Here is a 12090-nt window from a genome sequence, read left to right on the forward strand (position 1 = left end):
AGTTCTCGTTGTAGTCACAATGCCCGCCAAGGGACGCAGTCGCAAGACTCGCTCGCGGCGACCCCGTCAGACAAGAAGGAGAAAGACAGATGTCGAAAAACGCTTTGTTGGGCGCTCGCTGGAAAACCGCGATCGCGTCCGTTGCCATGGCGTCCGCGGTGCTCGGTGCAGCCCCGGCGTTCGCCGCCAAGGATGTCGTGATGGCCGTGCAGTCGACGTTCACGACGATGGATCCGTACGACGCCAACGATACGCTGTCACAGGCCGTTGCCAAGTCGTTCTACGAGGGCATGTTCGGTTTCGACAAGGACATGAAACTCATCAACGTGCTCGCCGATAGCTACACGGTGTCGCCGGATGGCCTCGTCTACACGATCAAGCTCAAGTCGGGCGTGAAGTTCCAGGACGGCACGACCTTCGATGCCGCCGCCGTCAAGGCGAACTTCGACCGCGTGACGAACCCGGACAACAAGCTCAAGCGCTACAACCTGTACAAGGAAATCGCCAAGACGGAAGTGGTCGATCCGCACACGGTGAAGTTCACGCTCAAGGAAGCGTTCTCGCCGTTCATCAACACGCTGGCCCACCCGTCGGCCGTGATCATCTCGCCCGAGGCGCTCAAGAAGTACGGCAAGGACATCGCCTCGCACCCGGTCGGCACTGGCCCGTTCGAGTTCGTCGAATGGAACCGCACCGATTACGTGAAGGTGAAGAAGTTCGACGGCTACTGGAAGAAGGGCTATCCGAAGGTCGACACGATCACCTTCAAGCCGGTCGTCGACAACAATACGCGCGCCGCCGTGATGCAGACCGGCGAAGCCAGCTTCGCATTCCCGCTGCCCTATGAGCAGGCCGCCAGCCTGAAGGCCAGCAACAAGGTCGATGTGATCGCGGGCCCGTCGATCATCCAGCGCTACATCAGCTTCAACACTCGCCAGAAGCCGTTCGACGACGTGCGCGTGCGTCAGGCGATCAACTACGCCATCAACAAGGACGCCCTGGTGAAGGTGGCCTTCGCAGGCTACGCAACGCCGGCCAACGGCGTGGTGCCGAAGGGGGTCGATTACGCGGCCAAGACCGGCCCGTGGCCGTACAATCCGGCCAAGGCGAAGGAACTGCTCAAGGAAGCCGGCTACCCGAACGGCTTCGAGACGACGCTGTGGTCGGCGTACACCTACACCACCGCGCAGAAGGTGATCCAGTTCGTGCAGCAGCAACTGGCGCAGGTCGGCATCAAGGCGCAGGTGCGCGCGCTCGAAGCCGGTCAGCGTGTCGACCTCGTCGAGTCGGCGCCGGATCCCGACAAGGCACCGGTGCGTATGTACTACGTGGGCTGGTCGTCGTCGACGGGCGAAGCCGATTGGGCGCTGCGTCCGCTGCTGGCCTCCGAGTCGTTCCCGCCGAAGCTGTTCAACACGGCGTACTACAAGAACGATGCGGTGGATGCCGACTTCAAAAAGGCGCTGCTCACGACCGACCGTGCCGAGAAGTCCAAGCTCTACACCGATGCCCAGCAGAAGATCTGGAACGATGCACCGTGGGCGTTCCTCGTAACGGAAAAGCTGCTGTATGCGCGCAACAAGAACCTGTCGGGTGTCTACACGATGCCTGATGGTTCGTTCAACTTCACCGATATCTCGATGAAGTAAGCGCCGCGCGCAAGTGTGACGTGCCCGCGCCGCCAGCGATGGCCGGCGGCGCGGTTTACCGCAAGACATGGTTTGGCAAGACGTTCGGCAAGACTGCGATGCTCAATTACTCTCTCAAGCGCCTGTTCGGCCTGATTCCCACGCTGCTGATCGTGGCAGTGCTGGTGTTCGCTTTCGTGCACATGTTGCCGGGCGATCCGGCGCGTCTGGCGGCTGGCCCGCAGGCGGACGAGGCGACCGTCGCGCTGGTGCGCCAGGATCTCGGCCTCGACAAGCCGTTGCTCACGCAGTTCACGAACTTCATCACGCACGCGGTGCGTGGTGACTTTGGTTTGTCGATGCGCAGCAAGCAGCCGGTCTCCGAAGAGATCGGCAGCCGCTTCATGCCGACGCTGTGGCTCACGCTGGTGAGCATGATCTGGTCGGTGGTCATTGGCATGGGCCTCGGGGTGGCCTCCGCCGTATGGCGTAACCGCTGGCCCGACCGGTTGGGCATGACGTTCGCCGTCTCCGGCATTTCGTTCCCGGCCTTCGCGTTGGGGATGTTGCTGATGCAGGTTTTCTCGGTGCAGCTCGGCTGGCTGCCCACGATGGGCGCCGATTCGTGGAAGAGCTACATCCTGCCCTCGATCACGCTCGGCGCGGCGGTGGCGGCCGTGATGGCGCGCTTCACCCGCTCGGCGTTCGTCGACGTGCTGCACGAAGACTTCGTGCGCACGGCGCGCGCGAAGGGGCTCAATGAAATGCGCGTGGTGTTCAAGCACGCCCTGCGCAACGCCATGATTCCCGTCGTCACGATGATGGGCTTGCAGTTCGGCTTCCTGCTCGGCGGCTCGATTGTCGTCGAGGTGGTCTTCAACTGGCCGGGGCTCGGGCGTCTGCTGATCGATTCGGTCGAGATGCGCGACTATCCGGTGATCCAGGCGCTGGTGCTGCTGTTCTCGCTCGAGTTCATTCTGATCAACCTCGTGGTCGACGTGCTGTACGCCGTCATCAACCCGACCATTCGCTACAAGTGAGGCACGCATCATGAACGCGGGTCAATCGACTACGGCCGTCAACACGGCGGCATCCGTCAGCCAAACGCGCGTGCGCACGCCGTGGCGTGAATTCTGGCGCAAATTCAAGAAGCAGCACATCGCCATGGTCGCCGGGGCGTTCGTGCTGGTGCTGGTCGTCATCGCGATCGTCGCGCCGCACCTCGTGCCCTTCGATCCGGAAAACTACTTCGATTACGACGCACTGAACGCCGGGCCGTCGGCAACGCATTGGTTCGGTGTCGACTCGCTGGGACGCGACATCTTCAGCCGCGTGATCGCGGGCACGCGCATTTCGCTGGCCGCCGGGTTCGGCTCGGTTGCGCTCGGTGCGATCATCGGTACGGTGCTCGGGCTGCTCGCCGGCTATTACGAGGGCTGGTGGGACCGTATCGTCATGCGCATCTCCGATGTGCTCTTCGCCTTCCCGGGCATTTTGCTCGCTATCGGCGTGGTGGCCGTGCTGGGGAACGGCATGATCAACGTGATCGTCGCCGTCGCCATCTTCTCGATCCCGGCGTTCGCGCGACTCGTGCGCGGCAACACGCTGGTGCTCAAGCACCTGACGTATATCGAAGCGGCGCGCTCCATCGGGGCGTCGGACTGGACCATCATCATGCGGCACATCCTGCCGGGCACGGTGTCGTCCATCGTCGTGTATTTCTCGATGCGTATCGGCACGTCGATCATCACGGCCGCGAGCCTGTCGTTCCTCGGCCTGGGCGCACAGCCGCCTACACCGGAGTGGGGCGCGATGCTCAATGAGGCACGTGCGGACATGGTCAACGCGCCGCACATCGCCATCTTCCCGAGCCTGGCCATTTTCCTGACCGTGCTCGCGTTCAACCTGCTGGGCGACGGCCTGCGCGACGCGCTCGATCCGAAGCTCGACCGGCACTGATGACCCCGCTGGAGCGCCCCATGACGCCGCCATCGCCGCCGCCGCGCGACGCCTTGTTCGGCGCGCCCTACGTGGGCCACCTGCCGGCCGGGCCGCGCCACGCGATCACGGACGTGCCGGGGGTGTACGTCGGTCATGTCACGCTCGCCCAAGGGCCCGTGCAGACCGGCGTGACCGTCGTGTGCCCGACACCCGCCGACGCTGGCGGCACCACGGCGTCCGCCTCAGCCGATGCGGCCGCGCCCGACGCCGGCTGGGATCCGTTCCGCGCCAAGATTCCGGCGGCCACCGCCGTCATCAACGGCTTCGGCAAGAGCGTCGGTCTGATGCAGATCGACGAACTCGGCGTGCTCGAAGCCCCGGTGGCGCTCACCAACACGTTTTCCGTCAGCCACGTAGTGCTTGGCCAGTTGCGCGCGGCGGTTGTGGCGAATCCGGAGGTTGGCCGTGACGGTCCGTCACTGAATCCCACCGTGCTCGAATGCAACGACGGCTATCTCAACGATATGCAGGCGTTCGCCGTGAGCGAAGCGCACTACGCGCAGGCGCTGGCGAACGCGTCGCGCGATGTCGCCCAGGGGGCGGTCGGCGCGGGGCGAGGCATGTCGAGCTTCGGCCTCAAGGGCGGTATCGGCTCCGCGTCGCGCGTAGTGGAGACGGCCGGGGCGACCTTTACCGTCGGCGTGCTCGTGCTGTCGAACTTCGGCCGTCCGTCGCAACTGACGATTACCGGGCGTCATGTCGGGCCAGTGCTCGATGCGCGTCTGGCGGAGCCGGCGTTGAGCGCGGCCCCCGAGCGCGGCTCGATCATCATGCTGGTGGCCACCGACGCGCCGCTCGATGCGCGCCAGTTGCGCCGGGTTGCCACGCGTACGGGTGTCGGACTGGCGCGCACCGGGTCCGTGTACGGCCACGGCAGCGGCGATGTCGCACTCGCCTTCACCACGAGCTATACGGTGCCGCATGACGCGACGGGCCGCATCGCCCCCCCCGCGCTCGTGCCCGACCCCTTGCTCGATCCGATTTTCCAGGCCACGGCGGACGCCACCGAACAGGCGATCCTGCACGCGCTCTTTGCGGCCGAGTCGGTACTCGGGCGCGATGCGCACGTGCGCCGAGCTCTCGCCGACGTGCTGCCCGACTGGGCGTCGCTGTAGGCCATTCACGACATTGCCGACATCATGCGAATCCTGATCTCCACCGATATCGAAGGCGTCGCGGGCGTCTTCCACGCCGAACAGACCCGGGCCGGCAACGGCGAATACGAACATGCGCGCCGCTGGATGACGCGCGAGGCCAACGCCGCTGTCGAAGGGGCGTTTGCGGGCGGGGCAACCGAGGTGATGGTCAACGATTCACACGGTGGTTTTCGCAACCTGCTGCCGGACGAACTCGATCCGCGCGCCCGCCTCGTGCTGGGCAAGCCGCGGTATCTCGGTATGGTGGCCGGGGTGGAGGCCGGCTGCGATGCGCTCTTCATGATCGGTTACCACAGCCGCGCACAGAGTGCCGGGATCCTGGCGCATACGATCAACAGCTTCGCTTTTGCACGCGTGTGGCTGGCGGGGGTGGAGGCGAGCGAGGCCATGCTTTATGGTGCGCTCGCCGGCGAGCGCGGCGTGCCGATGGTCATGGCCAGCGGTGACGATGTCTTCTGCGAAGAGACGCAACTGATCTTCCCCCACGCGCATTTCGTGCAGACGAAAGCGGCCTGGGGGCAGGGCAGCGGCATGACGCTCAGCCCGAGCCAGTCGTGCGACCTGATCCGCGACGCCGCCAAGGCATCGCTCGCGGACCCGCGCACCTGGCATGCCTACCGGGTCGAGACGCCCGTCGAAGTGCGCCTGCAGGCGCAGACTACCGCGCTGGCCGATCTCTTCTGCCAATGGCCGACGCTCGAGCGCGTCGACGGTGTGACGCTCCAGTTCGTTGCGCCGAGCGTCGAGGCGGCGGTGCGGATATTGAACTGCCTCTCGGCAATGTCGGTCATCCTGCGCTGAGCGTCGCTCGCGCGGTACCCGCCGGCCGCATGTTGTTAAGTCGCTACTGAAACAGGGTTCACCGTCAGGGAATGTCAAGGTCTGGCGTGCGATAATCCGTAACATTTGGTAACGGAAGCGCTGCACCATCGGTCGCAGCCTGGATTATTGTGCGCCGGCGGGGCCGGGCGAGGAATCATGGATATCAGAAACGCCCGACGTTGGGCTGAACCCGGCGCGAGGCGATACGTCGGGGCGTTGCTCGTAGTATTGGCTGCGTTTCTTGTGCGCAGCCTGCTGCATCCGGTGCTCGATCACTCGATGCCAGGTATTTTCTTTACGTGTGCCGTCATCATTGTCGAGTTCATGTGGGGACTGGGGCCGGCGATAATGGCCATGATCATCAGCATCCCGATTTTCGATTTCTTCTTCGTGCCGCCGTTTCGCGACATCGGCCAGTTCGACCGTCGCGACGTGCTGATTGTCTCCGGCTTCCTGTTGATTACACCGCTTGCGGTCGCGCTGATCGAGCGCCTGCGTCGTGCCCAATACCGTGCCGAGTTGATCGCGGACGTCGCACAGACGCGCTACGAGATGCTGCTGCGCGCCGAAAACGAGCGCATGCTCCTGTCCGACTCGGTGCAACTGGGCAACGCATTGATGACGTATCTGACGAAACACCTCGATTCGATCTTCTATCTGTCCAATCCGGTGGCACATTACGAATACATCGACGAGCATTTTCGCCGGGCGACGGGCGTCGCGCCCGAGGTTGTCAAGCGCGAGGGGCTGCGTGCGATGCTTCATCCCGAGGACGCACAGCGTCTGGCAGGACTTTTCACTGCCGACGGCGAGCGTCCCCAACATGGCGCGCACAATCTGCGCATCCGCACGCGTGACGGCAGCTACGAAATGTGCCATTGCGAATTACAGTATTTCCGCGCGCACGTCGGCACGTACGTGATCTTGCGCTTGCATGCCGGGCCAACGGTGCGTCCGGTCGCTCCGGCGCAAACGCTCACCCCAGCGGCCAATGCGCGCGATGTCAACGAGACGCCCGTCGTCTCAGGCGGGATTTGACCGTGTTCCAGGACGATATCTTCTACAAGGGCGGCCAACACGCAGTGCTGCTGCTGCCGGGGCTGTCGAGCACGCCGCTCGAAATGCGTCCGGTGGCCAAGGCGTTGCATCGCGACGGCTACACCGTCTGGGTGCCGCACATCGAAGGCTATGGACTCGGGGCGCCATGTACCGACTGGCGCGCGTGGGTTGCGGCCGCGCGCGAGGCGTATCGCGAACTACGGGCGACGCACGCGACGGTGTCGCTGTGCGGTTTGTGTATCGGCGCCACCCTGTGCCTGGCCGTCGCGGAGGAAGCGCCTGACGTGACGGCGCTCTCGCTGCTCTCCGTCACCCTCGTGTACGACGGCTGGACCATCCCGTGGTACTACCCGCTCATCGATCTGGCCTTCCATACGCCGCTGCGCCATTACTATCGTTACCGCGAGAGAGCGCCGTTCGGCCTGAAGAACGAAGCGTTGCGCGCGCGCGTGGCGAAATCGATGTCGCTGAACGACGCGTCCGAGATCGGCTCGGCATCGTTGCCGCTCGCGCACCTCTATAACGCGCGACGACTCGCCGCCCATGTGCGCGAGCGTTTGCATCGGGTGACGGCGGATTGTCTTGTCATTCACGCGGTGGATGACGACACGTCGAGCCCGCACAACGCGCGCATCGTGTACGAAGGCGTGTCGTCCCAAGTGAAGCAGAAGTGCCTGCTCGGCGAGAGCTATCACATTGTGACGATGGACAACGAGCGTGAAACGGTTGCCGACGAGACGCGTCGCTTCTTCCGCGACGCCGTGGCGCGTCGTACCGGGGCCGCCACCTCCGAGACGCGCATCCTCTCGAAGGCGCTATTGCGCGCCAAGCGCCGTCACGCCGCCTGAGTGCCAAAACGACAACGGCACGCTGGGGAGCGTGCCGTCGTGGGCTTGCACCGGCGATCCCGGCACTGGCCGAGTGACTGGGGGCTTACTTGTCGACGGCCTTGACGAGCAGGATCGGCAGCGTGGTGATGCGCACCAGTGTTTCGGCCACGCTTCCCAACAGCAGACGGTTGATCCCGCGACGGCCGTGCGTGCCGAGCACGATCACGTCGGCGTTCCATTCTTGCGCTTCGCGCAGCACGGCGTCGGCGATTTCATCGGTGCCGGCTTCGAGCGTAATCATCTTCGTCTCGGCATCCACGCCGCGCTGCTTCAGGCCGGCGTGTGCCGTGGCGAGAATTTCCGCCGTTTCCTTCTCGAACGACTCCTGACTCTCCATCGGTACGAAGCCGCTGTAGGCACCGGCTGCATAGGCGTTGGCGAGCGAGGGGACGACCGACACCAGGCGAATCTTGCCGTGGCTGAGCGCCACGAGCTTGACCGCTTCGTCGATGGCGCGGTTCGAAGGATTACTGCCGTCGATCGAAACCAGAATGCGTTCGTACATGATGGTGTCCTCTTTGAGCTGGAAGGGGGTGAAGGCTTGCCGCCTGGACGGCATCGCTAACCCGATGTACGACAGATATACGACAATCCGCCGGGATATTTTTCATTCTCGCATTGCGTGCGTTGAAAGTCATCTCGCTAGATGGCGTGGCATTGACCGCACGCAAGGATCCATCGGAATGCCACGGGCCTGCGCGTGCATGCCGGGGCGCCGGGCGCCGAGAGGGGCACGCGTCTCACCCTCTGGAACGCCCGGCGGCCGGCGAGCAAGGGACTGGCGAACTTAGTTCGGTTGGCAGGCGATCACGAGATTGGCGACACCGCCCGTCACGTCGCGCGTGAGCACGTCGTAGCCCTTTTGCGCGCATTGCGTGCGGGCGCGCTGAACGCAATCGCCGGCACTGCTGGCCGAGCACTGGATTTGCTGGGTGGGACGCCCGTCCGCGGCGAACAGCGGCGCCGACGAGCCGCAAGCGGACAGCGCAACCGCAAGAATCCCCGAGGAGAGCCGCGTGGCGATCTTGATGAGATTTTTCATAAGCGTCGTCTTGTAAGCTCTCGCGAGTATAGCGCGGTGCTGCGTCCGTGCCACGGGGACGTGCCCGTGTTTGGGGCGACGCCTCACGCGAGGGGCAAGGGAGGCGTAACGGATCGCGGCGGCCTCAAGTCGACATGTCGGTGCGGGTCGCCGCACTGGCTTGTCGCTGGCGGTGCAGCGTGCGCAGACTGTCGAACACGACCAGGGCAACGCCGAACCAGATCGGCACGTACGTCCACAGACCGCGTGCCGTGAAAGGCTCGCCGAGCACGAAGATCGACACGGCGAACAGCAGCACCGGCTCCACGTACCCGAGAATGCCGTACAGCCCGATGGGCAGCAAGCGTGCGGCACCCAGTGTGCTTGCCAGCGCGCTGGCGCTGAGCAGGCCGAGCGCGGGTAACCAGAACCAGTAGCGCGGCTCGCTGAGCAACATGGCATTTTGCGGCCACGCCTGCCAGAGCACGACGGCGGCGACCGGTACCATTGCGAGCACTTCCAGGACGAAGCCGCTGAGGGCGTCGAGCCTCAGCCGGCGGCGCAGCAAGAAGTAGGGCGGATAGCCAAACATGATGAGCGCCGTGACCCAGGACAACGCGTGCGTCGCCCAGAGTTCATGGGCCACACCCAGCGCGGCGACGATTACGGCGGCCGTCTGCCATCGGTTCAGACGCTCCCGATATACCGTGCGGCCGGCCAGCACCATGGTGAGCGGCAACAGGAAGTAGCCGAGCGAGGCGTCGAGCAGCCGCTGTTGCAGCGGTGCCCAGACGAACAGCCAGAGTTGAACGCTCAGCAGCGCCGCGCACAGCAGGACCGCGCCAAGCAGCGCGGGGCGGTGCAACACGTGCGAGAGCGTGCTGCGCAGCACATGCCACCGTTGCAGTACCGTCACGATGACAAGCGCGCCGGGCAGTGTGAGCAGGACGCGCCAGGCGAAGACATCCAGCCCGGACAGGGGCGTCAGTTGCGCGACGAGCGCGGGCATGACGGAAAACATGACGGATGCCGAGACAGAGAGCATCACGCCGCGACCGGAAAGCATGGGCGTCCTGTGAGCGGGAACGGGGTAGCGAAGGGGCAAGGCCCGGATCAGGACGCGAGCATAGCAAATTTGCACCCGATCGGAGCCTGCTTGCCGGATGGCAGCGGGGCGGGCGCGAGTCCAGTTCACGCGAATACCGGGTTCCAGCACAGCGGGACGGGCCGCGAAGCGCACGAACGCGTATGATCGCCATTCGTCGAGCGTTTTCCTTTCTTGCCGCCGCGTGCGGCACCTTTGCAGGAGATTTGTGCATGTCGTCCGTACCCGCTGTTGCCGAGTATGCGGCTTTCGCCGCTTCGATGGCCGATGCCGTAAGGCCGCTATCGCTGGGATGGTTCCGCCGGCGCCTGGCCGTCGACGACAAGGCCGACGAGAGCCCGGTCACGATTGCGGATCGCGAGGTCGAGACGGCGCTGCGCGCGCAGATCGCGGCGCGCTATCCGTCCCACGGGATTTGGGGCGAAGAGTTCGGCAAGCGCGGCGTCGATGCGGAGTTCGTCTGGTCGGTCGATCCCATCGACGGCACGCGCAGCTTCATCACGGGACACCCGCTGTGGGGCACGTTGCTCGCCTTGCTGCACCACGGCAAGCCGGTCGTCGGCCTGATCGACATTCCGGCAACGGGCGAGCGCTGGATCGGCGTGAACGATGCGACCAGCGGCGTGTGCGAGGCCCGCTTCGGCGGTGCATTGTGCGCCACCAGTCCGGTCACGGCGCTGGCCGACGCGACCGTCTATGCGACCTCGCCCGACATCTTCGACGCGGCGGAGTATGCCCAGTTCGAGCGGTTGACGAAGGCTGTGAGCCGTCGTCGCTTCGGTGGCGATTGCTATGCCTATGGGCTGCTGGCAAGCGGACACATCGAACTTGTCATGGAGGCGGGGCTGCAAACCTACGACTACCTGGCTGTGGCGCCGGTGGTCGAGGCGGCGGGCGGTGTCATCACCGACTGGGAAGGCCAGCCGCTCACGCTCACCTCGCAGGGGCGCGTGCTGGCGGCCGCGAACGCCGCGTTGCACGCCGCCGCGCTGGCGTGTATCCGCGCGGACTGAGTTCGTCGCCGGTGGCTTACGTGATCTGGCGCGCAAGCCCGCGCCAGATGCGCGGCAGCAGAACCCCCAGCACGATACCGCGCGTCGCGAGAAATGCCATGAGTGCGACCCACAAGCCGTGATTGCCCCAGGCATCGAGCGTGAATGGCATGACGGCGCCGAAGACCAACAGGCCGATCAGCGACGACGTCAGCAGCTCGCGTGTGCGCGTCGCGCCGATGAACACGCCGTCGAGCTGGAAGCACCACACCGCCACCATCGGCGAGAGCACCGCCCAGGGCAGGAATTCGCGCGCGGTGCTGCGCAGTGCCGGCTGATCGGTCAGGGCGTCGATGATGGCGCCGCCCGCCACGGCGTAGACGAGCGCAAACGCGACGGCGCAGCCAAGCGCCCACCCCATCGACAACCGGATTGCATGCAGCAGCGCCTGTCGCTGGCGTGCACCGACATACGCCCCGACGAGCGCTTCGGCCGCGTGGGCGAAGCCGTCGAGGCCGAACGCCATGAACGTCTGGAAGTTCAGCAGCAGCGCGTTGGCGGCGAGGGTGACGTCGCCGAGTCTTGCTCCCACGCGAGCGAACCAGGCAAAGGCGAGTTGCAGGAACAGGGTGCGCAGGAAGATATCGAGATTGAGCCGCAGCAAGCGCCACAGGGCGCTCCGCTCGACTAGCGTGGCCAGTCGCAGCGGTGGCAAGCCGGGCGTACGCGCGAGCCAGAGCAACCATCCGCCCAGCGCAAAGCCGAGCACGTCGGCCAACGCGGTTGCCGCCGCAATGCCTGCCACGCCCCAGTCGAATCGACGCACGAAGACCAGCACCGCCACGATGTTCACGAGATTGATGAACACCTGCACGGCGAGCCCTTGCCGCACGCGCTGGCACGCAAGCAGATAGCCGAGCACCACGTAGTTGCCGAGTGCCAGGGGGGCGGCGAGCACCCGAATACTTGCATATTGCCGTCCTGACGACTGGACCTGGGCGCTTCCCCCAAGCCACGACACACCGAGCGAGACCAGCGGTTCGCGAAAGACCAGCAAGACGGCGCCAATGACGAACGCCAGTGCCAGCGCGCGTGCGAGCGTGTCGCGCAGGCGCTCGGCATCTCCGGCGCCGAATGCCTGTGCGGCCAGGCCCGTGGTGCCCATGCGCAGGAACGAGAAGCCCCAGAAGAGCAGGTTCAGCAACAGCGCACCGAGCGCGACGCCGCCCAGGTAAGCGGGGCCCGGCAGGTGACCGGCCACGGCAGTATCGACGGCCGACAGCAGCGGCTGAGTCAGATTGGCGAGCACGATGGGCACCGCCAGACGGAGCAGTTGCCGGTGTCCGGCGGCCGCAGGGGCTGGGTTCATGAGTGAGCGGGTCGGCAGCCGTTCAGGACAGTCGTCATCGAATCGG

12 protein-coding genes are annotated in these 12090 nt (G+C 65.2%); 8 read left to right on the forward strand and 4 right to left on the reverse strand.

The window, feature by feature from the left end; all coding sequences use genetic code 11:
• Positions 1 to 89 precede the first annotated feature (89 nt).
• From gsiB to PTE31013_RS23755, 7 genes are all read left to right on the forward strand, one after another.
• Positions 90 to 1649, forward strand: coding sequence for a glutathione ABC transporter substrate-binding protein GsiB (gene gsiB / locus PTE31013_RS23725; protein ID WP_150615105.1), 1560 nt, complete (start codon positions 90 to 92; stop codon positions 1647 to 1649).
• A 98-nt stretch (positions 1650 to 1747) separates the two neighbouring features.
• Complete coding sequence (gene gsiC / locus PTE31013_RS23730; RefSeq protein ID WP_150615130.1) at positions 1748 to 2668, forward strand: glutathione ABC transporter permease GsiC; 921 nt, start codon at positions 1748 to 1750, stop codon at positions 2666 to 2668.
• A 10-nt stretch (positions 2669 to 2678) separates the two neighbouring features.
• Positions 2679 to 3587: a glutathione ABC transporter permease GsiD gene (gene gsiD / locus PTE31013_RS23735; protein WP_150615106.1), complete on the forward strand. Its 909-nt coding sequence runs from the start codon at positions 2679 to 2681 to the stop codon at positions 3585 to 3587.
• Positions 3588 to 3607: 20 nt separating this feature from the next.
• The gene (locus PTE31013_RS23740) at positions 3608 to 4744 is read left to right on the forward strand and encodes a DmpA family aminopeptidase (RefSeq protein ID WP_425495595.1); all 1137 of its coding nucleotides are present in this window, start codon (positions 3608 to 3610) and stop codon (positions 4742 to 4744) included.
• Between the two features lie 24 nt (positions 4745 to 4768).
• Positions 4769 to 5587: a M55 family metallopeptidase gene (locus PTE31013_RS23745; protein WP_150615107.1), complete on the forward strand. Its 819-nt coding sequence runs from the start codon at positions 4769 to 4771 to the stop codon at positions 5585 to 5587.
• Between the two features lie 177 nt (positions 5588 to 5764).
• Complete coding sequence (locus PTE31013_RS23750; protein WP_150615108.1) at positions 5765 to 6646, forward strand: DUF4118 domain-containing protein; 882 nt, start codon at positions 5765 to 5767, stop codon at positions 6644 to 6646.
• A 2-nt stretch (positions 6647 to 6648) separates the two neighbouring features.
• On the forward strand, positions 6649 to 7515 hold the full coding sequence (locus PTE31013_RS23755) for an alpha/beta hydrolase (protein ID WP_150615109.1): 867 nt from the start codon (positions 6649 to 6651) through the stop codon (positions 7513 to 7515).
• A gap of 85 nt (positions 7516 to 7600) precedes the next feature.
• Here the strand turns inward: PTE31013_RS23755 and PTE31013_RS23760 are convergent, their stop codons facing one another.
• From PTE31013_RS23760 to rarD, 3 genes are all read right to left on the reverse strand, one after another.
• Positions 7601 to 8062, reverse strand: coding sequence for a universal stress protein (locus PTE31013_RS23760; RefSeq protein ID WP_174978707.1), 462 nt, complete (start codon positions 8060 to 8062; stop codon positions 7601 to 7603).
• Positions 8063 to 8344: 282 nt separating this feature from the next.
• A complete protein-coding gene (locus PTE31013_RS23765; RefSeq protein ID WP_150615111.1) occupies positions 8345 to 8599 on the reverse strand; it encodes a hypothetical protein in 255 nt (84 codons plus the stop codon).
• A gap of 124 nt (positions 8600 to 8723) precedes the next feature.
• Entirely contained in the window at positions 8724 to 9644 is a 921-nt protein-coding gene (rarD, locus tag PTE31013_RS23770; protein WP_150615112.1) for an EamA family transporter RarD, read from the reverse strand.
• 251 nt (positions 9645 to 9895) lie between these two features.
• On the opposite strand from rarD, the gene hisN reads away from it, so the two are divergent.
• Positions 9896 to 10696 (forward strand): histidinol-phosphatase, encoded by an 801-nt coding sequence (gene hisN / locus PTE31013_RS23775; RefSeq protein WP_150615113.1) that lies wholly within the window; start codon positions 9896 to 9898, stop codon positions 10694 to 10696.
• Between the two features lie 16 nt (positions 10697 to 10712).
• Here the strand turns inward: hisN and PTE31013_RS23780 are convergent, their stop codons facing one another.
• Positions 10713 to 12044, reverse strand: coding sequence for an MATE family efflux transporter (locus tag PTE31013_RS23780; RefSeq protein WP_150615114.1), 1332 nt, complete (start codon positions 12042 to 12044; stop codon positions 10713 to 10715).
• Positions 12045 to 12090 lie beyond the last annotated feature (46 nt).

This window comes from Pandoraea terrigena (genome assembly GCF_902459705.1).
Taxonomy (GTDB): Bacteria; Pseudomonadota; Gammaproteobacteria; order Burkholderiales; family Burkholderiaceae; genus Pandoraea; species Pandoraea terrigena.

Excerpts from the sequence above, each read along its gene's own strand:
- gsiB (WP_150615105.1), top strand. The coding sequence starts at position 90 with ATGTCGAAAAACGCTTTGTTGGGCGCTCGCTGGAAAACCGCGATCGCG.
- gsiC (WP_150615130.1), top strand. The coding sequence starts at position 1,748 with ATGCTCAATTACTCTCTCAAGCGCCTGTTCGGCCTGATTCCCACGCTG.
- gsiD (WP_150615106.1), top strand. The coding sequence starts at position 2,679 with ATGAACGCGGGTCAATCGACTACGGCCGTCAACACGGCGGCATCCGTC.
- PTE31013_RS23740 (WP_425495595.1), top strand. The coding sequence starts at position 3,608 with ATGACGCCGCCATCGCCGCCGCCGCGCGACGCCTTGTTCGGCGCGCCC.
- PTE31013_RS23745 (WP_150615107.1), top strand. The coding sequence starts at position 4,769 with ATGCGAATCCTGATCTCCACCGATATCGAAGGCGTCGCGGGCGTCTTC.
- PTE31013_RS23750 (WP_150615108.1), top strand. The coding sequence starts at position 5,765 with ATGGATATCAGAAACGCCCGACGTTGGGCTGAACCCGGCGCGAGGCGA.
- PTE31013_RS23760 (WP_174978707.1), bottom strand. The coding sequence starts at position 8,062 with ATGTACGAACGCATTCTGGTTTCGATCGACGGCAGTAATCCTTCGAAC.
- PTE31013_RS23765 (WP_150615111.1), bottom strand. The coding sequence starts at position 8,599 with ATGAAAAATCTCATCAAGATCGCCACGCGGCTCTCCTCGGGGATTCTT.
- rarD (WP_150615112.1), bottom strand. The coding sequence starts at position 9,644 with ATGCTTTCCGGTCGCGGCGTGATGCTCTCTGTCTCGGCATCCGTCATG.
- hisN (WP_150615113.1), top strand. The coding sequence starts at position 9,896 with ATGTCGTCCGTACCCGCTGTTGCCGAGTATGCGGCTTTCGCCGCTTCG.
- PTE31013_RS23780 (WP_150615114.1), bottom strand. The coding sequence starts at position 12,044 with ATGAACCCAGCCCCTGCGGCCGCCGGACACCGGCAACTGCTCCGTCTG.